Annotated in this window: 15 protein-coding genes; 6 read left to right on the top strand and 9 right to left on the bottom strand. The window is 60.8% G+C overall.

The window, feature by feature from the left end:
• The first annotated feature begins 154 nt into the window (after window positions 1–154).
• From G3O01_RS07085 to G3O01_RS07075, 3 genes are read left to right on the top strand one after another with little or no spacing between them, the layout of a single operon-like run.
• Window positions 155–1,330, top strand: a complete 1,176-nt coding sequence (locus G3O01_RS07085) for an efflux RND transporter periplasmic adaptor subunit (RefSeq protein ID WP_205803831.1) — start codon at window positions 155–157, stop codon at window positions 1,328–1,330.
• A gap of 18 nt (window positions 1,331–1,348) precedes the next feature.
• Window positions 1,349–4,585 carry a multidrug efflux RND transporter permease subunit gene (locus G3O01_RS07080; protein WP_205803830.1) on the top strand — a complete coding sequence of 1,079 codons (3,237 nt, stop codon included), beginning with the start codon at window positions 1,349–1,351 and terminating at the stop codon, window positions 4,583–4,585.
• A gap of 10 nt (window positions 4,586–4,595) precedes the next feature.
• Window positions 4,596–6,101, top strand: coding sequence for an efflux transporter outer membrane subunit (locus G3O01_RS07075; protein WP_205803829.1), 1,506 nt, complete (start codon window positions 4,596–4,598; stop codon window positions 6,099–6,101).
• A gap of 77 nt (window positions 6,102–6,178) precedes the next feature.
• Here G3O01_RS07075 and G3O01_RS07070 read toward each other — a convergent pair whose 3' ends face one another.
• Both G3O01_RS07070 and G3O01_RS07065 read right to left on the bottom strand, forming a co-directional pair.
• Complete coding sequence (locus G3O01_RS07070) at window positions 6,179–7,090, bottom strand: LysR family transcriptional regulator (protein WP_205803828.1); 912 nt, start codon at window positions 7,088–7,090, stop codon at window positions 6,179–6,181.
• A gap of 59 nt (window positions 7,091–7,149) precedes the next feature.
• A complete protein-coding gene (locus G3O01_RS07065) occupies window positions 7,150–8,730 on the bottom strand; it encodes an MFS transporter (protein ID WP_205803827.1) in 1,581 nt (526 codons plus the stop codon).
• A 311-nt stretch (window positions 8,731–9,041) separates the two neighbouring features.
• Here G3O01_RS07065 and G3O01_RS07060 point away from each other — a divergent pair, with 311 nt between their 5' ends.
• Complete coding sequence (locus tag G3O01_RS07060; RefSeq protein ID WP_205803826.1) at window positions 9,042–9,680, top strand: glutathione S-transferase C-terminal domain-containing protein; 639 nt, start codon at window positions 9,042–9,044, stop codon at window positions 9,678–9,680.
• 429 nt (window positions 9,681–10,109) lie between these two features.
• Here G3O01_RS07060 and G3O01_RS07055 read toward each other — a convergent pair whose 3' ends face one another.
• Window positions 10,110–11,492, bottom strand: a complete 1,383-nt coding sequence (locus tag G3O01_RS07055; RefSeq protein ID WP_205803825.1) for a monooxygenase — start codon at window positions 11,490–11,492, stop codon at window positions 10,110–10,112.
• A 112-nt stretch (window positions 11,493–11,604) separates the two neighbouring features.
• On the opposite strand from G3O01_RS07055, the gene G3O01_RS07050 reads away from it, so the two are divergent.
• Window positions 11,605–13,155 (top strand): alpha/beta hydrolase, encoded by a 1,551-nt coding sequence (locus G3O01_RS07050; RefSeq protein ID WP_205803824.1) that lies wholly within the window; start codon window positions 11,605–11,607, stop codon window positions 13,153–13,155.
• 201 nt (window positions 13,156–13,356) lie between these two features.
• Here G3O01_RS07050 and G3O01_RS07045 read toward each other — a convergent pair whose 3' ends face one another.
• The 6 genes from G3O01_RS07045 to G3O01_RS07020 form a co-directional block, all read right to left on the bottom strand.
• The gene (locus G3O01_RS07045; RefSeq protein ID WP_205803823.1) at window positions 13,357–14,175 is read right to left on the bottom strand and encodes a hypothetical protein; all 819 of its coding nucleotides are present in this window, start codon (window positions 14,173–14,175) and stop codon (window positions 13,357–13,359) included.
• 164 nt (window positions 14,176–14,339) lie between these two features.
• Window positions 14,340–14,603, bottom strand: a complete 264-nt coding sequence (locus G3O01_RS07040) for a hypothetical protein (RefSeq protein WP_205803822.1) — start codon at window positions 14,601–14,603, stop codon at window positions 14,340–14,342.
• A gap of 1,703 nt (window positions 14,604–16,306) precedes the next feature.
• Window positions 16,307–16,549 (bottom strand): hypothetical protein, encoded by a 243-nt coding sequence (locus G3O01_RS07035; RefSeq protein WP_205803821.1) that lies wholly within the window; start codon window positions 16,547–16,549, stop codon window positions 16,307–16,309.
• Between the two features lie 1,284 nt (window positions 16,550–17,833).
• On the bottom strand, window positions 17,834–19,891 hold the full coding sequence (gene glgX / locus G3O01_RS07030) for a glycogen debranching protein GlgX (protein ID WP_205804078.1): 2,058 nt from the start codon (window positions 19,889–19,891) through the stop codon (window positions 17,834–17,836).
• 16 nt (window positions 19,892–19,907) lie between these two features.
• The gene (locus G3O01_RS07025) at window positions 19,908–22,406 is read right to left on the bottom strand and encodes a glycogen/starch/alpha-glucan phosphorylase (RefSeq protein WP_205803820.1); all 2,499 of its coding nucleotides are present in this window, start codon (window positions 22,404–22,406) and stop codon (window positions 19,908–19,910) included.
• Window positions 22,407–22,434: 28 nt separating this feature from the next.
• Window positions 22,435–24,831 carry a phosphoketolase family protein gene (locus tag G3O01_RS07020; protein WP_205803819.1) on the bottom strand — a complete coding sequence of 799 codons (2,397 nt, stop codon included), beginning with the start codon at window positions 24,829–24,831 and terminating at the stop codon, window positions 22,435–22,437.
• Window positions 24,832–25,382: 551 nt separating this feature from the next.
• Between G3O01_RS07020 and G3O01_RS07015 the strand changes: the two genes are divergently transcribed.
• Window positions 25,383–25,604, top strand: coding sequence for a hypothetical protein (locus G3O01_RS07015; protein ID WP_205803818.1), 222 nt, complete (start codon window positions 25,383–25,385; stop codon window positions 25,602–25,604).
• Window positions 25,605–25,848: the final 244 nt, after the last annotated feature.

Here is a 25,848-nt window from a genome sequence, read left to right as displayed (position 1 = left end):
CGACAAAGAAACCACCCGGGCCGGCTTTATCGCTCCGTGGGTGAAACCCATACTTCCGTCAACGCTGCGCGGTCCGTCTCCGACGTATCCGGGCCCGGTCCTCAATCGCACATGCCGAATCTCGATCATCAATTTTTGTTCAGGAATCCAATTCATGTCACCTAATCTGAAACGCCTGTCCGTTGCCGTGGGCGCGCTTGCCGTGCTCGGTATATCGGCGGGAGCCGGACTCGTTCGGGGTGTCGGCCAGGGCGCGTTTGCCGATGCCCACGCCGCCGATGCGCCCGCGCCCGCCGTTGAAGTCGACGTTGCTACCGTACTCTCGCGCAGCGTCACCGACTGGCAAAGCTACTCGGGGCGGCTCGAAGCCGTCGATCACGTCGACGTGCGCCCGCTCGTGCCGGGCACCATCGTCGCCGTGCATTTTGTTGACGGCGCGCTCGTCAAGAAGGGCGACCCGCTCTTCACCATCGATCCGCGTCCCTATCAGGCAGAGGTCGATCGCGCAGCCGCCCAGGTGGCCGCGGCGAAGGCGCGCGCGCTCTATACGTCGATGGATGCCACGCGCGCGGAGCGTCTCCTCGTCGACAACGCAATCGCCAGACGCGACTACGACGAGAAGCAGAACGCGGCACGGGAAGCCGCCGCCGCCGTCAAGGCCGCCGATGCAGCGCTCGAAGCCGCGCAGGTGAATCTCGGCTACACGACGATCGTCGCGCCCGTCAGCGGCCGCGTATCGCGCGCCGAGCTGACGGTGGGCAACGTCGTATCGGCCGGATCGAATGCGCCGCTGCTCACCTCGCTGGTTTCCGTCTCGCCGATCTATGCGTCGTTCGATGTCGACGAGCAAACGTATCTGCGCTATCTCGGTCGCGATCGTCAGGCCAGGGTGCCCGTCACGCTCGGACTCGCGAACGAGGATGGTTACTCGCGCCAGGGCACGATCAGTTCGGTCGACAACCGGCTGGACGCCCAGTCGGCGACGATCCGCGTGCGCGCCATCATCGATAACCGCGACGGCGCGCTCGTGCCGGGGCTGTATGCGCGCGTGAAGGTCGGCGGCGGCGACGCGCATTCCGCCGTGCTGGTCGACGACGCGGCCATCGGCACCGACCAGTCGAAGAAATACGTGCTGGTCGTCAACGACGCGAACAAGGTTCAGTACCGCGAGGTGCAACTCGGCGCGCTGCACGACAACCTGCGCGTGGTGAGCGCCGGACTCAGGCCGGGCGAGCGCATCGTCGTCAATGGACTGATGCGCGCACGTCCCAACGACACCGTAAAGCCGCATCCCGTCGACATGACGGATGCCGCGAAGTCCGCTGCCTGATCAGGCAAAAGGCTCATCATGAACATCTCGAAGTTCTTCATCGACCGGCCGATCTTCGCGGCCGTGCTATCCGTGGTCATCCTGCTCGCGGGCGTGATCGCGCTCACGAAACTGCCCACGGCGGAGTATCCCGAAGTCGTGCCGCCGTCCGTCGTGGTCCGCGCGCAATATCCCGGCGCGAATCCGAAAGTGATCGCGGAAACGGTCGCCTCGCCCATCGAGGAGCAGATCAACGGCGTCGAGAACATGCTGTACATGCAGTCGCAGGCCAACAGCGACGGCAACCTGACGACGACCGTCACGTTCAAGCTCGGCACCGATCCCGACAAGGCGCAGCAACTGGTGCAGAACCGCGTGTCGCAGGCGCTGCCGCGTCTGCCTGAAGACGTGCAGCGGCTCGGCGTGACAACCGTGAAGTCGTCGCCCACGCTCACGATGGGCGTCAACCTCGTGTCGCCGAACGGCCGCTATGACCTCACGTACCTGCGCAACTACGCGTTGATCAACATCAAGGACCGCTTCGCGCAGGTGCCAGGCGTGGGCGAAGTGGTGCTGTGGGGTTCGGGCGACTATTCGATGCGCGTGTGGCTCGATCCGACCAAAGTCGCACGCCAGAATCTCACCGCCACCGATGTCGTGAAGGCGATCCGCGAGCAGAACGTGCAGGTCGCAGCAGGCATCGTCGGCGGCGCGCCGATGACGACCAACGTGCCGTTGCAACTGAGCGTCAACGCACAGGGCCGGCTCAAGTCGGAGGACGAGTTCCGCCGCATCATCGTGAAGACTTCGCCTGACGGCGCCATCACGCATCTCGGCGATATCGCGCGCGTCGAAATGGGCGCGTCGGACTATGCGCTGCGCGCGAGCATGGATGGCAAGAAGGCGGTGCAGATCATCATCTTCCAGCAGCCCAACGCGAATTCGCTGCAGATCTCCGACGACATCCGCAAGCTCACCGCCGACATGCAAAAGGACATGCCGGAAGGCGTGAAAGCCGAAATCGTCTACGACCCGACGCAGTTCGTTCGCGAGAGTATCGATGCCGTCGTGCACACGCTGTTCGAAGCGATCATTCTCGTCGTGCTGGTGGTGATCGTATTCCTGCAGACGTGGCGTGCGTCGCTGATTCCGCTGCTTGCGGTGCCCGTATCGATCGTGGGCACGTTCTCGCTGATGCTGGCGTTCGGATTCACGATCAACGCGCTGTCGCTGTTCGGGATGGTGCTTGCGATCGGCATCGTCGTCGACGACGCGATCGTGGTCGTGGAGAACGTCGAGCGCAACATCGCTGCAGGCCTGTCGCCACTCGAAGCCTCGTATGAAGCGATGCGCGAAGTGAGCGGACCGATCATCGCGATTGCGCTGACGCTCGTTGCCGTGTTCGTGCCGCTCGCGTTCATGTCGGGGCTCACGGGGCAGTTCTACAAGCAGTTCGCGATGACCATTGCCATTTCGACGGTGATCTCCGCGTTCAACTCGCTCACGCTGTCGCCTGCCTTGTCTGCCCTGCTGCTGAAGGACCATCACGCGCCGAAGGACCGGCTTACGCGTGCGATGGATCGCGTGCTCGGGCCGTTCTTCAACATCTTCAACAAGATCTTCAATCGCGGCTCCGAAGGGTATGGCAAAGGCGTGAGCGGCATCATCAACCGCAAGCTGGCGATGACCGTCGTCTATGCGGTGCTGCTCGGCGGCACGGTTCTGCTCGGCAGGATCGTGCCGGGCGGCTTCGTGCCGGCACAGGACAAGGATTACTTCGTCAGCATCCTCCAGTTGCCCGCAGGCGCGTCGCTCGATCGTACGGAGAAGGTCGTGAACGAGATGGGTGCGATGGCACGCCAGCAGCCCGGCGTGATACACACACCCGAGTTTCCGGGGCTATCGGTGACGGGGCTGATGAACTCGTCGAGCAGCGGTCTCGTGTTCTCGGTCGCGAAGCCGTCCAAGGAGCGCGGCAAAGGCGAAACGGGCACGGATATCGTTGCGGGCCTCAACCACCAGTACAGCGCGATCAAGGACGCGGCGATCGCCACCTTCCCGCCTCCGCCGGTTCAGGGTCTCGGCACGATCGGCGGCTTCAAGCTGCAGATCGAGGATCGCGGCGCGCTCGGCTATGAAGCGCTCAACGCGGCGACGCGGGCGTTTCTCGCCGCCGCCGCGAAGGCACCCGAACTCGGGCCGTCGTTTTCGAGCTACCAGATCAACGTGCCGCAACTGAACGTGGAGCTGGACCGCGAGAAAGCAAAGCAACTGGGTGTCTCCGTCACGGACGTGTTCGACACGATGCAGATCTATCTCGGTTCGCTCTATGTGAACGACTTCAACAAGTTCGGCCGCGTGTATCAGGTCCGGGCGCAAGCCGACGCGCCGTTCCGCGCGAATGCCGACAGCATCCTGCAACTGAAGACGCGCAACGAGCGCGGCGAGATGGTGCCGCTGTCGTCGCTCGTGAAGGTGACGCCAACCTATGGGCCGGAGATGGTCGTGCGCTACAACGGCTTTCTCGCCGCCGACATCAACGGCGGCCCCGCGCCCGGTTATTCGTCCGGTCAGGCGATGGCGGCCGTCGAGCGCATCGCGAAGGAGACGCTTCCGCGTGGCATCCGGTTCGAATGGACCGACCTCACCTATCAGCAGATCCTGGCAGGCAATGCCGCGTTATGGGTGTTTCCGGTCAGCGTGCTGCTCGTGTTCCTCGTGCTCGCCGCGATGTACGAAAGCGTCACGCTGCCGCTTGCGATCCTGCTGATCGTGCCGATGAGCATCCTGTCGGCGCTGGCGGGCGTATGGCTTACACGCGGCGACAACAACATCTTCACGCAGATCGGGTTGATGGTGCTGGTGGGTCTGTCGGCGAAAAACGCGATTCTGATCGTCGAATTCGCGCGCGAGCTGGAGATGCAGGGCCGCTCGATCGTGCAGGCGGCCATCGAGGCGTCGCGCCTGCGGCTGCGCCCCATTCTGATGACATCGATCGCTTTCATCATGGGTGTCGTGCCGCTCGTGATCTCGACAGGCGCGGGTTCGGAGATGCGCCGCGCAATGGGGATCGCCGTGTTCTTCGGCATGCTCGGCGTGACTTTCTTCGGCCTGCTGCTCACGCCCGTGTTCTACGTGATCCTGCGCAAGCTCTCTGGTGCGAAGCCTCTGCGCGACAAACATGGCCGTCATCCACACATTCATGGTCCCGACGGCTCGCCCGTGACGCGCCGTCAACACGAACAGGATGCGCAGGAACCCGCATTGCAGGACTAAGGAGATCGACATGAAAAAAGGTATCTGGAAGCGCGGTTTCAGCGGATCGCTGCTGCTCGGCGCAATGCTCGTCGCAGCCGGTTGCTCGTTGGCGCCGACCTATGAAGTGCCGGCGTCATCCACCATCGCGAGCTTCAAGGAGGCGCCCGCAGGCGCCGACGCCGAAGGGGCGTGGAAAACCGCGCAGCCTTCGGAAGATGTAAAACGCGGTGAGTGGTGGAAGGTTTTCGACGACCCGAAACTGAATGAACTCGAACAGCACGCGCGCGACGCAAACCAGAATCTCAAAGCTGCCGCTGCACGCGTGAACGAGGCTCGCGCGCTCAATCAAGCCACGCGCGCGGGCCTCTTTCCGACCCTCGACGCCGGCGTCGGTCCGACGAAGCAGCGCGTGTCGGCCGCGTCGCTGTTCGAGCCGGACGGCACTGATGTGCCGCAGCAGACGCTGTGGCGTGCTCAGGCGAGCGCATCGTATGAAGTGGATCTGTTCGGCCGCGTCGCGTCCACGGTCGATGCGGCAAACGCCGATACGCAGCGCAGCGAAGCGCTTTATCGCTCCATACTGCTCGCACTACAGGCCGACGTCGCGCAGAACTACTTTGCATTGCGCGAGCTGGACGCCGAAGCAGACGTCTTCATGCAAGCCGTGGGGCTGCGCGAACAATCGCTAGCGCTCGTTCAGCGACGCTTCGCTGAAGGAGAAATTACGCAGCTCGATGTACAACGCGCGACAAGCGAACTGGCGTCGGCGCGCTCGGACGCGATGAGCGTCCAGCGCCTGCGTGCCACATCGGAACATGCGCTTGCCGTCCTGCTCGGTGAAACGCCCGCCGCGTTCGCGATCGCACCCAATCCGATTCAGGCCGTGAACCTGCGCATACCGCCGGGCTTGCCGTCGTCGTTGCTCGAACGGCGGCCCGATATCGCCGCTGCCGAGCGCGCGATGGCCGCCGCGAACGCGCGCATCGGCGTTGCGAAGGCGGCCTTCTTTCCGTCGCTGACGCTCACGGGCACCGCCGGCTTCGAATCCGCGACACTCGGCGACCTCTTCAAGTGGAGCAGCCGTGCATTCCTGCTCGGCCCGCTCGCGGGCACCGCGCTCAATGTGCCGCTCTTCGACGGCGGACGCCGGCGCGGCAATCTCGCTAATGCGCGCGCCGTCTACGAAGAGGACGTCGCGACATACCGTCAGCAGGTGCTGGTTGCGTTCCGGGAAGTCGAGGACAGTCTCGCCGACCTGCGCATCCTCGAAACGCAGACGCAAACGCAGGACGAAGCGTTGAAGGCATCGCAGCGCGCCGCCGACCTGTCGCGCAAGCAGTACGCCGAAGGCGCGGTGAATTATCTCGACGTACTCGATGCGCAGCGCAGCGTACTGCAGGCAAGACGCGCCGCTGTGCAGCTTCAGGGCGTGCAGGCAGCGTCGACGGTCAGCCTGATTCGTGCACTTGGCGGCGGTTGGGGCGACGGGACAGCAGGCGATCAGGTTGTAAGCGCAACGACCGGAAATAAATGAAAGCGCGGACGCATCCAGATGTAGCGGATGCGCCCGCGTCCGGGCGACCGGCATTGCACCGGCCGCCTTCATGCACGTCACGCGTCTGAGCGTTGCAAGGTTTCCGCCAGATGATTGACGACCGCGCGCGTTTTCGCGGCCATCTTTTGTCCGAGCGAAATGATCGCGTGCACGGGCGGCCCATCGACGTCGGCTTCGGGCAGTACATGCACCAGCCTGCCCGCTTGCACATGCGGCAGCGCCACGCGATCGAAAATCTGCGCGATCCCGAAGCCGGCCACGGCCGCTTCGACGAGCGCCTGACCATCCGCGAGCACCATCACCGGCTGCGGCGCGAATTCTTTCGTCGACGCGCCGCTGCGCAGGGTCCAGGAACGCAACCGGCCCATTGGTCCGCGAAAGATGACGGCGTCGTGATCGCCCAACTGGTCGATATCGGCGGGTGTGCCTCTTCGTTCGAGATATTCCGGCGACGCATACAGACCGTTGCGCAGATCGCAAAGCTTGCGCACCGTCAGCTCGCTGTCCTCGGGCAATGCACCGATACGCACGACCACATCCCATCCCTCGCCGATCGGGTCCGACATGCGGTCCGTCAGCGCGAGTTCGAGCGTCACCTTCGGATGCTTGGCACGCAGTTCGAGAAAGCTCGGCAGCAGCAGCCTGCCGAAACCGGCCGGGACGTCGATCTTCACGCGGCCGACAGGTTCCGAGCGCCGCGCCGCGAGTTGCTGCTCGGCTTCGCGCAGGCCGTCCAGCGCATCGCGCGCAGCCAGCAGATAGGTCTCGCCATCTTCGGTGAGACGCACAGCACGCGTCGTACGTTGAAACAGACGCGTGCCGAGCCGGGCTTCGAGACGCTGCACAGCCTTGCCGACATTCGACTTGCTATTGCCCATTTCCTCCGCGGCGCGCGTGAAGCTGCCCGTCTGCGCGACGGTCACGAAAACGGCAATTTCATTGATAGGGGCGTCCACACGCTCGCTCATTGTTCGCCTCGTTTCGTTGGCAAAATCGTAAGAGGATCAGAGACAGCAAACTGTAGCAGCTAGCTGGATACCGTTGTGTCTTCGGTCGCTGCAGCGGCCATGTCTTCAGTCGGACCGGTTTCGTCGTGGGTGTGTGTCCGGCTCAGGAACGCGAAGGTCGCACACGCGGCCAGCAACGTGATGACGATGAGCGCATGCAGCAGGCGCGTGAATGCATCCGCATAGCTCGCGGCAAGCGTTGCGCGCGTCACTTCGGGCAAGACGGCGAGAGCATGATGCATGTCGCCCGCCGTCACGTGACGGGCCGCTTCCCCGACGCGTCCGGCGATATCCGCGCTCCCGCCCGGCACGATACGCGCAAGACTCGACTGCGCGAGCGCCGCCAGCATCGCGGTGGCGATCGCGAGCGCGATGCCTTCTCCGGCTACACGCGTGGTGCTGAAGATTCCCGCCGCCATTCCGGCGCGTTCCTTCGGCACGACGCTCACCGAGAGGCCATCCATCAGCCCCCACGGCATGCCTGCCCCGATTCCGATCACGAACATCGGCATGATGAGTTGCCGCGCAGGCCCGTCGAAGTCGACGCTGCTCAGCCAGTACAAGCCTGCCGCCGCGATCAGAAAGCCGATACCCGATAGCGTGCCCGCCGATAGCCAGCGCGTGAACGACGCGACCAGCATCGGCACGACGAGCATCGGCGCGGACAACGCGATCATCAGCAGGCCCGCGTTCAATTCGCTGAGTCCCTGCGCGCCGATGAAGCGCAGCGGCAGCATCACGACGAGTACGATATAGCAGTAACAGGTGCCCACGGGCAGCACCTGCACGCCGATAAAGCGCGGGTAGCGAAACAGACCCAGATCGAGCATCGGGCGCTTTACGCACCGCTCGATGACGATGAACGCGATGAGGCACGCAGCGGAAGCCGCGAGCAGCGCCACGACGGGCGTGCTGCCCCAACCGCTTGCCGGTGCCTGGACGACGCCGAACGTGAAGAGTGCGAGCGCCGCGCTGAACGTTACGGCGCCGGGGTAATCGAGGCCTGTCGCATCGGGGTCGCGCGTCTCGCGCATGCGCGGCACACCGAACGCGAACGCCAGAATGCCGATCGCGCCGATCACGACGAACACCGCGCGCCAGCCGAACTGGTTGATGAGCGCGCCCGCCAGCAACGGCCCGAACGCGAGGCCGATGCCGAAACTCGTGCCGAGCATGCTGAACGCACGCGTGCGTGCGTGGCCATCGAACTCCTGTGCGAGCGCTGCCGCGCCGCTCGACAGCGATGCGGCAGCGGCAATCCCTTGCGCACCGCGCAACAGATCGAGCGCGAGCACCGATGGCGCACAGCTCATAGCGAACGATGTCGCGATGAAACCGCCCAACCCCAGCACGAAGAGCTTCTTGCGGCCGAACTGGTCGGCGAGCGCGCCCGCCGCCATCAGCAGGCTGCCGAAGCTGAGCATGAATGCGTTGGTGATCCACGTGAGCGCGGTGGCGTGCGCGCCAAGGTCGCGGCCGATAGCGGGCGTCGCAACCGCGCCGCCTGAAAATGCGAGCGGCAGCACGAGTGCCGAGAGACAGACGGCGACAAGTATCAGCAGCTTGTCGCGCTGTGTGGCGTCCGGGTTTGAAATGTTCATCGAAGAGTCTGTCCGGCGAGAAGGCGAGCGCGCACGACACGTCACGTGCGCCCGCGATGAGGGAGAAGCGCCGGATTCTAGAGTCGGCTCGATGCCGGATAAAGCCGTGCGTCGTGTTCAGAGTGTCGCCATGAACGCGACAATGGTTTGCGCCCCTGCGCTAGCGATTGTCGCCGTACAGGCGACGGTGCGCCGCCCGTGCCGTTGTTTATCGCCGGACCGGATCTCGCGATACTTCATTGCAACGGGACAGCGGGCAAACGCACCAGCCGATGTGTTCCCGGCAATCCTTCACCGAAACGAGGCACACCATGAAACTCTATATTGCTCAAGCTACCTGCTCGCTCGCCGTGCAAGCCGTCTTCAACGAACTGGGGCTTACGCCTGAACTCGTGCACTTCGATGTGTTCGGCAAAACGACGTCGGACCAAACCGACTTCGCCACCGTGAACGAGTTGCTGTACGTCCCCGCACTAGAGATCGATGATGAAGCGGAGCCGCTCACGGAGACGATCACGATCGCGTCGTACGTTGCCGGTCAGTATCCGGAGTCTGGGCTGATTCCTGAGCACGGCACGATGGAACGCGCGCGCATGGACCAACTCTTGACGTTCATCGCAACTGAAATCGCCCAAAAGCACATCCCGCTGATGCGCAAACTGATGACGCCCGAAGGCATTGCGTTTCACAGTAACAAGCTGCTCGCGGCATACGGCAAGCTCGACGCGCGTCTCGCCGATGGCCGTTCGTATCTGACAGGCGAGCGGTTTACTGTCGCCGATGCCTATGTGTGGGCAACCATGTGGCACGAGCGCTCAGGCGTCAATCTCGATCATCTGACGAACCTGAAGGCGTATATCGCGCGGATCGAAGCGCGTGCGTCGGTCCGTAAGGCGTTGAAGGATGAGGCGGAGATCGTCGCAGCGCACAAGGCGGCGATCGCAGCCTGAATATCGCGCGGTCATTCCGGGTTGCAACTGCGCCGACCTCATGCGTTCCGGCAGTCGCAAACACTGCGCGCCCATCGAGATGGACGTGCAGTTGTCGCCGAAAGTAATGGCCGCGCGATGGCCCGGAATATCTGCTCGCCTCTTCTGCAGGTAGTTTTATTCATCGCTTCCCGATCTATTTCGACAGTCGCAAAAGATCACGCCATTTCAGCCACGCAATGAATCGGCCGGCTAATCCACCGAAGAAAAAGCCGATGAAACAAATGAGAGGTGCGTCCAGATTCCAGTCGGAAAATAGTGTTTTTAAGCAGCCATTCGCTCGCGTGTCCTGCCGTCGTGAACGTCTAAACTCAAACACGGTGGATATCGTAGCGACTGTTTAGCGAGTGCGCTTTTACCGCCTTCCCCGATTATCACAGTGCTTTCCGGTCATGACGATGCACTCTTTCGCGGCGCGGTTTCGACTGCAAGCGAGGAAGCCGACAATACCGGCCTCCGGTTGCCCTGCCAGACCCGCCTCACAATCGCAGGACTGAGCAGCGACGATGGCGGCCTTATCAGGTTTACAACCTTCAGAAACTCGGTCGCCAGCATGCTGTCGCGCGTCGCGGCAACATAAAGCTTGCCGATGTACCAGTTGATGAAACGCAGCTTCGGTGGGCGCGCTCCCTTGACCTGTGGATGACGAAGGTCGTTACCAACCGCAATGTCCCATGGTATATCGACGATCTTCGCGGCAGCCTTGAAGAAACGGCGGGCAAGCTCGTCCGTGCCCGCGCGCAGGCACTGCTGCAGCGTAAGCGCCTCTTCCGCCGCGACGGTCATGCCTTGCCCGTACACGGGGTTGAAGCTGCACACAGCGTCACCGAAAACCAGATAGTTCCCGGGGAAGCGTGCAAGCTGCTCATACTGGCGACGCACGCTGCAGGTGTAGCGGTAACGCCTGTAATCGCCTAGCGGCTGCGCACTAGCGACAACGTCGTGAATCTCCATGGTCGGCAGCGTCGCCAGATACGCGAGAAAGCCCTCGTCGTTGTCGGGTGCATCGTCATTGAGAAAACCGCCAGCGCTGACAATCCAGCTGTCGCCTTCCTGCGCGAGCATGACACCGCTGCGCCAGTTCGGCGCACTACCGGCTATAACGATACCGTGCTTACCGTCGAGATCAGCCGGTCGGCGCCGATAGGTACGGGTCGTGTAGCAGATACCGATGTCGACCTTCTCACTGGCGGGAGGCTCGTAGCCGAGTTCTTCAAGCCACGTCGCACTGGACGAGCCGCGCCCCGTCGCATCAACGACAAGGTCCGCGTTGATGATCGCCTCTGGCTCGCCGTCGACACCTGTGCGCACACCCGTCACCCGCTTGCGAGCGGAGTCGGTGGCAAGACCCCGAACGGTGCAATTTTCTATCATGCGTACGTTCGGCAATCCCAGCAGCCGTCGGCGCAGATGGCCTTCGAGCACCGGACGGCTCGCCAGCAGGCCCACCAGATCGCTCTTGCTATTCGCAAGCCTGACGTTGTGGCCGATCCAGATCACATCGTTGGCTACGTCACCGATCAATCCGCCGCTTTGCGCGACCACCTCGGCGTTATATCCCGGGAAGAACGCCTCGAGTACCGCGCTGCCGCGCGCAAGCAATCCATGGGTGTGACGACCCTGTGGCACGCCCTTGCGCGGGAGGTCCGCCGCCGGAAACGCATCGCGCTCGAGCACGCTGACGAGCGTATAGAAATCCGCCAGCGCGCGAGCGGCCAGCAGCCCGCCCATGCTGCCGCCGATCACGATCGCATGCTTTCCCAGATGCTTCATCACACACCTCCAGTCCATTTCGTAAACGAGTCCGACGATCGCCGTTTGCAGGAATGGTAGGATCGCCCCGTCCCCTAAGCGTCCCCGCACGCCATCATGGAGGTCGCCCGCCATGGCTCTGTTGAGTGTCCGGACGCTTGGATTCCCGGAGATCCGTCGGGACGGTGAACTGTGCCGGTTGACGCTGCGCAAGGGCCTGGCCCTGCTGGTCTACCTGGCCGAAGCGAACGGTCCGGTCGGACGCGACGCTATCGCCACGATGTTGTGGCCGGAGGCCGCCGAGGAGGTTGTGCGGGCGCGGCTGCGGCGTCTGTTTCATCGCCTTCAACTCACACTCGGCAACGACGTTTTCACCACCGACAGGTCATCAGTTCGCCTGTCGGCAGCGATCGACCTGCGAGTGGATTCCCAACTGTTCGAGCAAGCCTGCGACCGCGGCGATTTCGAGCGGGCGTGCCGCTGCTATTCCGGCGACTTTCTCGAGGGTTTTTCGCCTGGCGACTGCCCACAGTTCGACGACTGGGCTTTTTTCCGGCGGGAGGCCTTGCGCGGACGCGCGATTCAGGCGCTCGAGCGCGTGGTGCATGACAGGAATGCGAGCGGTGACTACGCCGCCGCAGCCGCGCACGCCGGCCGTCTCGTCGAACTCGATCCGCTCAGCGAAGTGTACGGACGTCACCTGATCCGCAACCTTCTGCTCGCCGGCGATCGCACCACGGCCGAGCGGCACCTCGAGGCCCTGACGCGACGCCTTCACGACGAGCTCAACGTTGCCCCCGAATCCGCAACCCGCGCGCTGTTGAATGCCGGCGCAGCGTTGCCCATCGAGGAACCGCCGTCAACGCGCTACGCCAGCGGCGGCGGTGTCCACCTGGCATTCCAGACCTGCGGCGCCGGCCCCATCGATCTTCTGGTGCTGCCCGGCTTCGTGTCTCACGTCGAACGGCTGTGGGAGGAGCCGCGGTGTCGGGCGTTCCTGTCCTCGCTCGCCGGGATGGGCCGTCTCATCCTGCTCGATCGTCGCGGCGTCGGACTCTCCGACCGAGTCGGCTTCAATCCCAGCGTCGACGCGACCGCGCAGGACATCGGCACCGTGCTGGATGCCGCCGGCAGCCGCCGAGTCGTGCTGTTCGGCGCGTCAGAGGGTGGGCCGGCATGTGTCAGGTTTGCCGTGGATCAACCGGGCCGCGTCGCTGGCCTCATTCTGTTCGCCTCGTTGGCGAAGGGAACCGCTACGCGCGACTATCCCCACGCGCTGCAGGCCAGTCAGTACGAGATGTGGCTGCAGCAGCTCGTCACAGACTGGGGCGGCCCCGCAGGCATCGAGACATTCGCGCCGAGCCTGTCTGGCGATCCTCAAACGAGAGCATGGTGGGCCGGCCTGCTTCGGGCGGCATCAAGCCCCGGAGCCATCAAGGGCGTGCTCGAGGCGTTGCGCGACATGGACGTGCGGCATCTTCTGAGGCAAATTTCGATGCCCACTCTGGTGCTCCACCGGCGCGACGACCGCGCCGTTCGCATCGGCGCGGGCCGGTATCTCGCCAGCCACATCGCGCGGGCACGGTTCGTCGAACTCGACGGAGCGGATCACTGGGCCTTCGCTGGCGATCAGCAACCCGTCTTGAGCACCATCAGGCAGTTCATCGACAGCCTCGCTGAGTAACTGGACACGACAGAGGCAGCACGAGACGTTACAAGCCGCCCGCTCGAAATCCATCGCAGGCCGCGTGGCGAATGACTGGTGATGGCCGCGCGCTGCCTCACGGGTTGACGCCACCATCTCGGCGACACCGGGTCAATTGCAAAAGACAAATTGCGACCTTCATGGACGCTCGATTACCGGTCACGCGCGACCTTTGGGCATTCAGAACCTGAAGATCAAATTCAGGCTCGGACCGCCGAAGCGTAGCGTCTGCACGAGTTGATCGCCCGATCCGTAGAAGGCCAGATACCGATACGTCAGACTCACGTCGCCCCACTTCATCGCGTAGCCGAGCCCCGCCATCGCCTGCCACGTGAACTTCGACGTTCCTGCACCCACGTCCAGATAGAACGGCACGTACCAGCGGCCGCTTTCGGTGATCGACAGGCGTCCCCGCACGCCCGCGAAGCCATCGAAAATGTTCTGCACCTGCGATAAATCGAACTGCCGGTTCGCACCCCCGCCTGTGCGCGTGGTCGAGGCAGTTGTCGCGTCGAGCGTGCCTTTCGCGCCAAGGTAGCGCATCCCGACAATCGCATCGACGTAGCCCCACGATGGTCGCATCACCGTGTGGCCTCCACCAATTTCGACCAGCGTGCCGCGGAAACTCGTCTGGACGCTCTGCTGCGTTTCGCCTGGCCCGAACAAGCCGGTCGTTGCATTGACCGCACTCTCGTGGCGTCCGAAGTTCAGATAGACTCCGTCCCCGAAGAAACTCCAGTCGCCCTTACGCGCTTCGCCCTGAATCATGAAAGCGAATTTGAGGTTCTGCAGGTAATCGTATGGCCCCGTCGACGCATCGGCGCCACCGCCAGGCAGCGAGAAGCGCATCGTCCCGTCTACGGACGGCAGCCACAGGTATGGCGCGACGGCGAATTGCCAGTGTTCATCCTCATCGCTTCTGGTCGACGCAGCGTTCGACACCCGTGCGAACGTCGCGACGAGTGTCAGGGCGGCGATGCATCCATAGTATCCGCGCATGAAAGGAGTCTCCTCTGCTTCCATCCGTTTGAACCCGCCGGCCAGCCTGATCTCGTTCCGACCTGATGAATGTGCAGCACGCGTGAATCACGGGGCCTTGATCTTGCTTTCGAGCGTCTGTCCTCGCCCAGGTGCCTCACAGGCGCGACTCGCCCTCGTCCATGTCAAGGAGTAGCCCTGTCGTCTATCACGCGCCTTGCAGCATTAAAGGCTGCCGTGAAGGCGTCGTCCTCCAGGCTGAAAACGCGGTTTCCCTCGGCGACAAGCCGAATCGGCACGCCTACTGGTCTTTTCGGGTCTGCCGTACAGATGCTCACCTCTGCAACGAAGCCAACGGGAGGACCATACGTGAACTCGCTTGAAACGGCCCGCACAGACTCCAGCTTCACAGTGACTTCAAAGCCATGGTACGAGTAAATTTTCTCCATTGATTCACTCCCAGACGGACTCCCGGCCCGCTTTCCCGGCAGTTACTTCGACGCGCTGTAGATTGAATTGGCGTTGCCGGATAGTTGATGAAGTGAGACATACCGTACCGGAAACTCACGGCTAAGCTGCAACCTCGCGGACCACCGCGTCACCTGCGGCATGAACTGCGGGGGCGCAACAGCCGTTGTCGGCTCACGCGATACTGAGGTGCTGACGAGAAACCAGTAGATGTAACAAATATCGCGGCCGATAGCATGAATTCCATGGCACTGCCTCGTTGGATGCATGGTCCACGTAAGCACAACCCAACTCCTGCAACATGCACAAACGAACGCAAGATCGTCATATGAAGGGAAGCGAACCTAGCAGGATCAACGTTTGGAACGTCCAATCAGTTTTGATCACGTGCTTTTCGCTCAATTGCGTGACTATCGGAGGATCCGCGTTATCTTGCAACATGCTCTGTGAAAGGCTGCCAGGCTCAAGGATATTCGACGAACGATACAGACAGATCCAGTCACGCCCGCCGGGTATAGACAAGTCCGTTTCGGACATCCAGCTTGCCCCACACTTGCAACATCGATAGATGCACACATCGATCGGCGCGTGAGCTAACGGCCGCAATCTGGTCGGCGCGCAAGACCTTTCCAGCTGTGAATGTGGACTTGATCTATCGCCGAAAAGCAGTGCTTCGCAAGCGTCACAAAACATGATAAGTAGGATTGAACTAATACGAAGAGGTCAGTAACGTCGCGCCTGCATCTGTGCCCTCGCAAGCATCAAGCGGCTGATCTTCTTTACTTCCAGCATAGACAGCAGGCCGCCAAGACCAAATGAATGCTGTGGAGATTAGACCGTCACGCAATCCTGGCGAGCCTGCAGAAACGCCGCGCGCTTCATCCAGTGACATCTCGTGATGGACAGCCCCTTACCGCCAACGTTATCCTAATCCAATCACCTGGCCGACTCATTTGATGGAAACGAAAGGTCAGGGTACCCGTTCAAAGTCTATTACCGTTGTACGTGAATCCCACACCCTACAGCGGCGGCATGCAGTCATGCCGTCGTGTCTAATATAGACTCTAAGCTGCTCTCTAAGGATGAAACATGCGGGCTCGGCACAAAGAGCTTGTCGAAAATCTTATTAATTAATTGCTCACGAAACGGCAACACCCCGACCAGATTACCGTTCCGCGGTATACGACTCTTTCGCCTATCTTGGTATAACGATCACGACGCGATGCGGTATCCGTCCGACTCCCGCATAAGAACCAGGAACACTGTCACTGCTCTTTTTTCTTCCAGAATCCGGCGCACGACATTTTCATTGCTAATCGATCAGGTTGGAGAATCGAATGCGATTTATCAGGATCGGTGATTTCGCTCGCATCGCTGGGCCGACGATTCGTCAACACGTTCCAGCAAGTTCTCCAATCGTTGTTTCTGGGTTTCTGCAATCCCAAAAGTTGTGGAGAGCTCAAGTACGCGTCGTCGCCAGTAGCTTCTCGGAAAAACCCGGCTTGCGCTCTCATAAAGAAGCACCGCCTCGAGGTGAGCGATGGCCGCATCGACATCACGACAGGCATAAGGACTTGCATTACGTCGAATTGGCCTAGTTCGTGGCATAACCGGGCTTCAAGTTCGTGGAGTTTATTCCAGATTTTGCGATGTCATACATTCCGCAATATTCGGGAAGTAAGACTCACAGATGATCGCTGATTAACTGCTGAGGATCTTCGGAAGACATACGGTCGACGTCCATCTTTCCGCGTCGCAATGCGAACTGCCGTGCATCCACCGGGCTGGAGAAATGCCCCAGCACAGGAGAGACCCGTTCGCTTCCGCTGGGAGGCCGCACGATGTACATCGAGGCATACGACCCGTCGTCATAGGCGGCAAGCGCCTGAAGGCTATACCCGAGATACAAGGTCTTTTCGCTGTTCATTATCTCTCTCTGTTCGACATAATGGACGAAAGCCAATCAGAAGATTATTTGTGGATCCCGATCCTTCTCGCATTCAGAACCAGCGCCGATCGTGACAACCAGCATTCCACCCAGAATAAATAGGATTGCTTATAGCCTGTTTTATTATCTTTAAGAAAGACAATACGTTGCACGTAGTCACGTCCTCGCGGCCGAGTCAGTCATGCGCATAGGTGCAAGACGTAAGCAAGTACTGAATTGCGGTTCATTTCTTCCAATTCTTTCGGCAATTTTAGCCGCTATTCATCCGATGATCACTTGACAACGGTAAAATAGTTACACCATCGTACTAATGGCGCGTTTTTGATGCATATTTTCCGCTTCATCATCGGTGCGTGAGGTAGAGTCACTTCATATCAATCCCGCTGACTGTGCTCACGCGCATTTTTTATGCGTGCCTCATCTCTCAGCCCTAATCGACATACCCTCCGAAAGTCAGGGTTTCTCGAGCCGGCCCATCGCGGGCCGGCCTTTTTCTGACTCCTTTTCCATCGACCTGTGTCCATCCAGTCCCGCATCCGCGAGGCCGCAGTAGACCGCAGGATATTGGACCTCAGTCCAATATCCTCAAAAGGAGCAATCAAGCGGCTTGGAACCGTACCTGTTCATTACCCTGGTACGTGTGCTGTGATGGTCTCGTGCCGTGCGTGGTTCGATCGTCGGAACTCGCCGTGACTTGCAGGAATCGCTCGAATTTGCTGCGCCGGCTTTCAACGCGCTATAGATTGAATTGGCTCTGCTGGATGATTCATCAAGCGAAACACGCATGACCGGAAACTCGCCGCTCGATCGCGACCTTTCAGATCACGCATCACCGGCGTGAAAAGCTGCCACGTTCAAGATCTCGACGAGTGATATAAACAGAACCACTCGTGCTCGTTTGACACAGACGGGTCCGTTTCGAACATCTATTTCGCCCCACACTGGCAACCGTGATAGATGCATACCTTGATCGGCGCTTGACCCAACGGACGCAATCTGATCGGTGTGCCGTACCTTTCCAGTTGCGCACGTGGATCTGATATGTCACCGAAAAGCAAGGCGTCACAAGCGTCACAGACGCATGACAATAAGGATCGAACCAATACAGACACCTGAATCGGTGCCTCACCATGAAAGTTGTCACGCGGACAAGCGACATGGATCGTTAAGTATTTCGCCACCATCAGATGGCGTGCCGTTCGGCTTCGCGATAAGCTTTGGTCGGTAGCCTCGCATCGACACAGCAATGTCTACGACTTCCATTCAGGTCGCTTCGAGAACGACAACGGAACGTGCTCGCACATGGCACTCTTCACTTTCATCCGAAACGCCGTGCATAAGAGCGATGTCTTGAGGGCTTTCCAACGACGTGTCTACGATCCGTCGCCAGATTCTCCCGTCTGACGCGGGAAGCGCCACCTGGCGCGAGCAATCATGCATGTTCAGAACCACGTGCAACGGCGGTTCTCCAGGTGCCTCCCCACCGAGCGTGAAGGCGAGGAGCCTGGAATTGTGGTCATGCCACTCCGGCGAGTTCAGCCGTTCCCCATGCCAGACCACATCCGGCAGTGTGTGACCCGGAGATGGTGTCCCCGTCAGAAAACGCCGACGGCGCAAACTCGCGTGTCTCTTTCGCAGCGCAATCAGTTCGCCCACGAAACGCAGCATGTCCGGTTGCTCTTCTGTTGATCGCCAGTCGAACCACGACATGTCGTTATCGTGGCAATAGCTGTTGTTGTTGCCCTGCTGGCTGCGCAGCACTTCGTCTCCGGAAAGAATCATCGGGACGCCCTGACTCAGGAACAGCGTAGCCATCAGATTTTTCGCCTGCTGGCGGCGCAGCCGAAGAATCGAAGAATCGTCGGTATAACCTTCGGCGCCGCAGTTCCACGACAGGTTGTCATTGCTGCCGTCACGATTTGCCTCACCGTTGTCCTCGTTGTGCTTCGTGTTGTAGCTCACCAGGTCGTTCAGCGTGAACCCGTCGTGGCATGTCACGAAGTTGACGCTGTTGATGGGAAGGCGACCATCGTCCTCATAGAGATCCGCGCTTCCTGCCATGCACATTGCCACGTCCCCGATGATGCCCACCTCGCCTCGCACGAAGCGGCGCATCACGTCCCGGTAACGGCCGTTCCATTCCGACCATGCCATGCCAGGAAAAGCGCCCACGTGATAAAGACCGCCCGCGTCCCACGCTTCTGCAATCAGCGGCACACGCGAGAGCACACGAGACGATTCGATCGCCCACGGCAGCGGCGGATCGCTCATCAGTTCGCCGTGCTGGTCGCGCGCAAAAACGCTCGCCAGATCGAAACGAAAACCGTCGACGCCCAGTTCTTCCACCCAGTACTCCAGACAATGAACGATGAACGCCGTGGCGAGCGGATGATTGCAATTGACGGTGTTTCCGCAGCCTGTGTAGTCGCGGTAGTGGCGCCGATCCGCGCAGTCGAGATGATAGAAGATGTCGTTGGCGAAGCCTTTGAAATTGATCACTGGCCCGGTTTCGCCTGCTTCCGCCGTGTGATTGAACACTACGTCGAGCAGCACACCAATGCCGGCCTTGTGCAATGCATCGGTCAGCGCACGAAATTCCTGCGGCGCGCGGGCGGGATCGACGCAATATCGCGGATGCGGGCTGTAGTAGCTGTGGGTGCTGTAGCCCCAATAGTTGGAGAGCCCGAGCGCCGCTACCGCAGGCGGAACGTCCTGCACGTCGAAGGCCATCACCGGCAAAAGCTCAACGTGGGTCACGCCGAGCGACTGCAGGTAAGGAATTTTTTCGATGAACCCGGCGAAGGTTCCTGGATGCCTCACTCCGCTCGATGGGTCACGCGTAAAGCCGCCAACGTGTAGTTCGTAGATGACCGCATCGTCCAGACCATGGAAGACGCGCGTGTCCCCCGACGCCATCGGCTCCGTCACCACAGCCCGGCACGATGCGTGACCCGTGGGCGCTGCACCCGCGACACTGCGCCGCTTCCAGAGCTGGTCGGTCACACTGCGGGCGAAGGGATCGAGAAGTTCGTAGCGCGGGTCGAAAGCCCGGCCTGTCTGCTGCGTATCGTGCGGCCCATCCACACGCCACGTGTAGCAGGTACGTACCGGCAGGTCCTCTACCAGCACATGCCAGTAGAAGTAGCTCCGGTTGCAACCGGGCGAGAGCGTGATGACCTGAAACGGCTCCGGGCTATCAGGACCTGCGTACAGCAGCAGTTCGACCCGCGTTGCGTGGCGGCAATAGACGCAAAAGTTGACGCCTTCCGGCACGACTGAGGCGCCCGGCGGAAAGCGCGATCCGTTGCTGACCCGATAGATCCGCGGCGGCCGTGCCTCAGAGTCGGTCAAGGGGGATACTCACAGGGCGGATATTCCAGATATGTTCGCAGTATTCGCGGATTGCGCGATCGGAGGAGAACTTGCCCGACCGCGCAGTGTTGAGAATCGACATGCGTGTCCAGCGTTGCGTGTCATTCCATGCATGACTCACCCGCTCCTGGCAAGCCACGTAGTCCGCGTAGTCGGCCAGCACGAGGAACGGATCCGATTGCATCAGGTTGTCGACCAGCGGACGGAACAGCTCGCGGTCGCCGCGCGAGAAGTATCCACCTGCGATCAGGTCAAGTACTTCGCGCAATTCATCATTGCCGCCCACGTAGTCCGACGGACGGTAGCCGTCGCGCTTGACCTGCTCCACCTGCCCGGCGGTCAATCCGAACAGAAAGAAGTTTTCCTCACCGACCTCCTCCTGGATCTCGACATTCGCGCCGTCGAGTGTGCCGATAGTCAACGCGCCGTTCATCATGAACTTCATGTTGCCCGTACCCGAGGCTTCCTTGCCCGCGGTCGAAATCTGCTCGGAAAGGTCGGCAGCAGGGTAAATGAACTGCGCATTCTTCACGTTGAAGTCCGGGTAAAACACGACCTTCAGTCGTCCGCCTATAGCGTGATCGTTGTTCACGACTTCCGCCACGCCGTTGATCAGGCGAATAATCAGCTTCGCCATCCTGTACCCCGGCGCCGCCTTTCCGCCGAATACGAAGCAGCGCGGCGCAATAGACCTTCGCGGGTCGCGCCGCAAGCGCTGGTACAGCGTGACGATGTAGAGCGCGTTCAGATGCTGACGCTTGTATTCGTGAATGCGCTTGACCTGAATGTCGAACATCGCGGCGGGGTCCACCGCAATGCCCGTTGCGCCGAGAATCTGCTGCGTCAACGTCTCCTTGTTCGCGCGCTTGACGCCGCGCCAAGCGTCCTGGAACACCGGGTCGTCGGCGTGCGCTTCCAGCGCGCGCAGCCGCGTCAGGTCAGTCACCCAACCCTCGCCTATCGTCGTGTCGAGTAATCGCCCAAGCCCTGGATTGCTGAGCATCATGAAGCGGCGCGGCGTCACCCCATTGGTCACGTTATGGAAGCGCTCGGGCCACAGTTGCGCGAAGTCTCGCAACACCGTTTCCTTGAGCAGAGCGGAATGCAGTTCCGCCACGCCGTTCACGGCATGACAGCCGACCATCGACAGATGCGCCATGCGCACTTTCTTGTCGCCCGTCTCATCGATCATCGACATTCGCGCCACGCGCGCTTCGTCGCCAGGATAGTGGCGACGGATTTCATCCAGAAAGCGCCGGTTGATCTCGTAGATGATTTCGAGCGGGCGCGGCAGCAGGCTTTGAAAGAGCGGCAATCCCCAGGTTTCGAGCGCTTCAGGTAACAAGGTATGGTTCGTGTACGAGAGCGCGTTCCTGGTGATCTCCCAGGCTTCTTCCCAAGGCAGCAACCGCACGTCGACGAGCAGGCGCATCAGTTCCGCGACAGCGATGGACGGATGCGTATCGTTCAACTGCACCGTGAACATGTCGGCAAAACGCGCGATGGGTTCGCCCTTCAGATCGAGCAGGCGCAGCATGTCCTGCAGCGAGCAGGAAACGAAGAAATATTGCTGCGCGAGGCGCAGCCGCTTGCCCGCCTCGGGTTCGTCGTTGGGATAGAGCACCTTCGACAGGGTCTCCGATATCACCTTTTCCTGCACGGCCTGATAGTAATCGCCTGCGTTGAAGTCCTGAAGATCGAACGATTCGACGGCCTCGCTCTTCCACAGGCGCAGTGTGTTGCAGGTGTTGACCCGGTAGCCGAGCATCGGTGTATCGCACGCAACACCCTTGACCATATGCGCGGGCGTCCAGTGCACACGGAGCCGCCCTTGCGCATCGTTCGTGAACTGTGTCTGTCCGCCGAAAGCGACGTAGTAGGCGACGTTCGGACGCACGATCTCCCACGGGTTGCCCTTTTGCAGCCACAGGTCAGTGAGTTCGACCTGTTCGCCGTCGCGAATCTGCTGGTCGAAAATGCCGAACTCGTAGCGTATGCCGTAACCAACGGAAGGTATTTCGAGCGTCGCCAGCGAATCCAGATAGCAGGCCGCGAGCCGCCCGAGCCCGCCGTTACCGAGCCCCGGCTCTTCTTCCAGCGCGAGCAGCGTGTCAAGATCCTGGCCGAGCGCCTGCATCGCGGCGCGCGCACTGGCCTCGATGCCGAGATTAACGAGGTTGTTGCCCAGTTGTGGCCCGATCAGAAACTCCGCCGAGAGATAGCACGCAACCCGCAACTCACGCTCGGCGTAGGTTTGAATCGTTGCCGCCCAACGCGCAAGCATGCGGTCGCGCACGCTGTAGGCGAGCGCCATGTACCAGTCGTGCGGCGTCGCGATGGACAGCGGACGGGCCTGCAAACAGGTGAGATTGTCGAGCACGCCGCGCCGCATCGCATCGGCGTCCAGCCCTCTACGCGCGGAATCGCCGGGGCGGATTTCGCTGGCAATCGTGTCGGCGGCCATGGTGTATCGCTCCGTTATCGGGCGGCGGTCAGTCCGGCCATACCCAGTCCGTGATCTCCGCACGGTCGATGCCATGCGTGTGCGCATAGTTCAGGTTGCTGATGATCGCGTTCTTCATGTCTTCCCTGAGATGCGCGGTGCGTCCTTGCAAACGGGGCACCCTGTCGAGCACGTCGATCACCAGATTGAAGCGGTCGACCTGATTCAATATCGCCAGTTCGAGCGGCGTGTTGATGTTGCCCTTCTCCTTGTAACCACGCACGTGCAGATGCTCGTGGTTGCGGAAGCGATAGGCGAGCTTGTGGATCAACCACGGGTAACCGTGGAAGTTGAAGATCACTGGCTTGTCGACCGTAAAGAGGCTGTCGAATTCCCGCTCGGTCGAGCCATGCGGATGCTCGCTTGCGGGCTGCATCCTGAAGAGATCGACGACATTGACGAAGCGCAGCCTGAGTTCCGGGAGCCGTTCACGCAGGATGGCAGTTGCCGCGAGCGCCTCCTGGGTTGCGACGTCACCGCACGAGGCCATCACGACATCGGGTTCTTCATCCTCGTCGTTGCTCGCGCGACGCCAGACGCCGAGCCCCTTCGCGCAGTGCACGATCGCCTCGTCGATGGTGGTGAATTGCAGATGCTTCTGCTTGTCCGCGACGATCACATTGATGCAATCGGTCGAGCGCAGGCATTCGTCTGCCACGGCGAGGAGCGTGTTCGCGTCCGGCGGAAGGTAGACGCGCGTGACCGACGGACTCTTGTTCGTGACCAGGTCGATGAAACCCGGGTCCTGATGCGAGAAGCCGTTGTGATCCTGGCGCCATACCGTCGACGAAAGCAGAATGTTCTGCGACGACACGGACGCGCGCCACGGCACATGGTTCTTGCAGATGTCGAGCCACTTCGCATGCTGGTTGAACATCGAATCGATCACATGCGCGAATGCTTCATACGTATGGAAGAATCCGTGACGCCCGGACAGCAGATAGCCTTCGAGCCATCCCACCAGCGTGTGCTCGGAAAGCATTTCCATCACCCGGCCGTCGCGAGCGAGTTCCCCGCCGTCCTCATCTTCCGGCAGCATGTCGGCCATCCAGACCTTCTTGCTGACCTCGTAAATCGACTGAAGGCGGTTGGAAGCCGTTTCGTCGGGGCCGAAAACGCGAAAGGTATGCATGTTCTCGCGCATCGTGTCGCGCAGGAATTCTCCGAGCGGCCTGGTGTTCTCCTGCAGCACTTTGCCCGCTTGCGTCACGTCCACCGCGTAGTCGCGAAAGTCGGGCAGTTTCAATTCCCTGCGCAGCATGCCACCGTTGGCATGCGGATTGGCGCTGATGCGACGCGGCCCTTCGGGTGCGAGCGCTCTCAGCTCTGGAATCAGTCTCCCGTTGGCATCGAACAATTCTTCGGCCTTGTAGCTGCGCAGCCAGCTTTCCAGAAGCTCGAGGTTGGCAGGATTGCCGCGCACGTCGGAGAACGGCACCTGATGCGAGCGCCACGAGCCTTCGACCTTGTGACCCCGGATCGTCTTCGGGCCCGTCCAGCCTTTGGGCGTGCGCAGCACGATCATCGGCCAGCGCGGTCGCTCAATATCCCCGCCCGCGCGCGCCCTGGTGTGGATCGCGCGAATCTCGCTTACGATCGTATCGAGCGTACTTGCCATTTTCTGATGCATCTCGGCATGGTCCGATCCTTCGACGAAATACGGCGTGTAGCCGTAGCCGACGAACAGCGCCTCCAGTTCAGCATGGCTGATGCGCGAGAGCAAAGTCGGGTTGGCGATCTTGTAGCCGTTCAGGTTGAGAATCGGCAACACAGTGCCGTCGCGCGCCGGATTCACGAATTTATTCGAATGCCACGCCGTGGCGAGCGGTCCCGTCTCCGCCTCGCCGTCGCCGACGACACAGGTCACGATCAGGTCGGGATTATCGAGCGCCGCACCGTACGCATGTGACAGGCTATATCCCAGTTCGCCGCCTTCGTGAATCGAGCCGGGTGTTTCGGGCGTCACATGCGAGCCGATATGCCCGGGAAAGGAAAACTGCTTGAAGAACTTCTGCATCCCTTCTGCATCTTCGCTCTTGTCGGGATACACCTCTGAATATGTGCCCTCCAGATACGCAGGGCCGAGCACGCCAGGCGCGCCGTGCCCAGGACCCGCCATGAAGATCACATCGAGATCGTCGCGTTTGATGACACGGTTCAGGTGTGCCCACACAAAAGACAACGCAGGGCTCGCGCCCCAGTGTCCGAGCAGCCGGTGCTTCACATGTTCGGCCTTCAGCGGCTCGCGCAGCAACGGATTGTCGATCAGGTAGATCATGCCGACCGACAGATAGTTGCACGCGCGCCACCAGGCGTCGATCAGCCGGAGTTCATCGGAGCTTAGGGGAGTTTGCTGCGAAGCATCAGACGAGGAGTGCTTGTCCATGACGACCTCTCCTTCGGGTGACAACGTTGGCGCTTAAATGAACCAGCCGGGCCGCTTCGCGCCATTGGGCGCACGCTGCATCCGTGATGTTGCCAAGGGAAATGTGCGGGTACCAAGGCAGAATACGCTACCGCGTGTGCAATTCAAGTCGATGTACAAACGTTCATTTTTTCGTCATTCGATAGCCAATCAGCACCTGGATCGTTGCGCGAAGCACCAATCTCGCGGATTCTTCACGTTCCAGGGTGTAGGCGCGTTTGCCTTAACGCCGTGCGCCTACAATAATTTGGGGAGAATACGAGACCCTTCCGATAGAGTCGGCGAAATCCGCTTTGCCCGGAGCCAGGCGGGTGAGATTCACCATGCAGAGCGGTAACAAAACGGTCCGGGAGTTCGGCACCCTACCCCAGAAGCAAAGCGACGAGACGTATTTCGTCATACTGCCAGGTGACACGTTTTGCGATGCAAGTCTGGGGCAGCCTGAGTTTAATACTCTGCTGGTGAATTCATTCTGATCGTTGCCAACCCGAATCTGATGAAACGGACATGACATGCAACAGTGGACTTATGACGAACTGATGCGCGCCGCAGAGACTGAGATCAAACGTCAGCTCGACAAGGCCAATACGGCCTCGGACATGGAACTCCGAAAACGCCATGAATACGCGTTCGGCGTGTACCTCGCATGGGAAGCAATCATGCGCCTTCACCCTGCGGAGCGGCACGCAGAGGATGCACAAAAGTTGCGGGAATTGACGCGCGTCGATCTTTGATCGTTCGGCCTCTGGCTATCCAACGCAGAGTGACCGGCACTGCGGTCACTTGAAGTGATCACAGCGTGTCTTCGAACTGTCTTTTGTGTCGATGAGGAAATCACCTTTATGGTGGCTGTCGCGCTCGCGTTTCCATTTCTGCAATCAAGCCAGCCAATCCGGACGAAATCGCAATAGTCTCTCGATACGCCAATCAATTCGCAAACACACCTGCAAGACGTCATTTCTGAAATCATTCGGTCAG

It is taken from the genome of Burkholderia sp. Ac-20365, from assembly GCF_017104715.1.
GTDB lineage: Bacteria > Pseudomonadota > Gammaproteobacteria > Burkholderiales > Burkholderiaceae > Paraburkholderia.
Note: the sequence above shows the minus strand (reverse complement) of the source record. Positions and strands in the feature narration are given on the sequence as shown.

What these genes read in the sequence shown, in the direction of transcription:
- G3O01_RS07060 (WP_205803826.1), top strand. Translation starts at nt 9,042, where the DNA reads ATGAAACTCTATATTGCTCAAGCTACCTGCTCGCTCGCCGTGCAAGCC.
- G3O01_RS07080 (WP_205803830.1), top strand. Translation starts at nt 1,349, where the DNA reads ATGAACATCTCGAAGTTCTTCATCGACCGGCCGATCTTCGCGGCCGTG.
- G3O01_RS07025 (WP_205803820.1), bottom strand. Translation starts at nt 22,406, where the DNA reads ATGGCCGCCGACACGATTGCCAGCGAAATCCGCCCCGGCGATTCCGCG.
- G3O01_RS07015 (WP_205803818.1), top strand. Translation starts at nt 25,383, where the DNA reads ATGCAACAGTGGACTTATGACGAACTGATGCGCGCCGCAGAGACTGAG.
- G3O01_RS07050 (WP_205803824.1), top strand. Translation starts at nt 11,605, where the DNA reads ATGGCTCTGTTGAGTGTCCGGACGCTTGGATTCCCGGAGATCCGTCGG.
- G3O01_RS07085 (WP_205803831.1), top strand. Translation starts at nt 155, where the DNA reads ATGTCACCTAATCTGAAACGCCTGTCCGTTGCCGTGGGCGCGCTTGCC.
- G3O01_RS07075 (WP_205803829.1), top strand. Translation starts at nt 4,596, where the DNA reads ATGAAAAAAGGTATCTGGAAGCGCGGTTTCAGCGGATCGCTGCTGCTC.
- G3O01_RS07035 (WP_205803821.1), bottom strand. Translation starts at nt 16,549, where the DNA reads ATGAACAGCGAAAAGACCTTGTATCTCGGGTATAGCCTTCAGGCGCTT.
- G3O01_RS07070 (WP_205803828.1), bottom strand. Translation starts at nt 7,090, where the DNA reads ATGAGCGAGCGTGTGGACGCCCCTATCAATGAAATTGCCGTTTTCGTG.
- G3O01_RS07045 (WP_205803823.1), bottom strand. Translation starts at nt 14,175, where the DNA reads ATGCGCGGATACTATGGATGCATCGCCGCCCTGACACTCGTCGCGACG.
- G3O01_RS07065 (WP_205803827.1), bottom strand. Translation starts at nt 8,730, where the DNA reads ATGAACATTTCAAACCCGGACGCCACACAGCGCGACAAGCTGCTGATA.
- G3O01_RS07055 (WP_205803825.1), bottom strand. Translation starts at nt 11,492, where the DNA reads ATGAAGCATCTGGGAAAGCATGCGATCGTGATCGGCGGCAGCATGGGC.
- G3O01_RS07020 (WP_205803819.1), bottom strand. Translation starts at nt 24,831, where the DNA reads ATGGACAAGCACTCCTCGTCTGATGCTTCGCAGCAAACTCCCCTAAGC.
- G3O01_RS07040 (WP_205803822.1), bottom strand. Translation starts at nt 14,603, where the DNA reads ATGGAGAAAATTTACTCGTACCATGGCTTTGAAGTCACTGTGAAGCTG.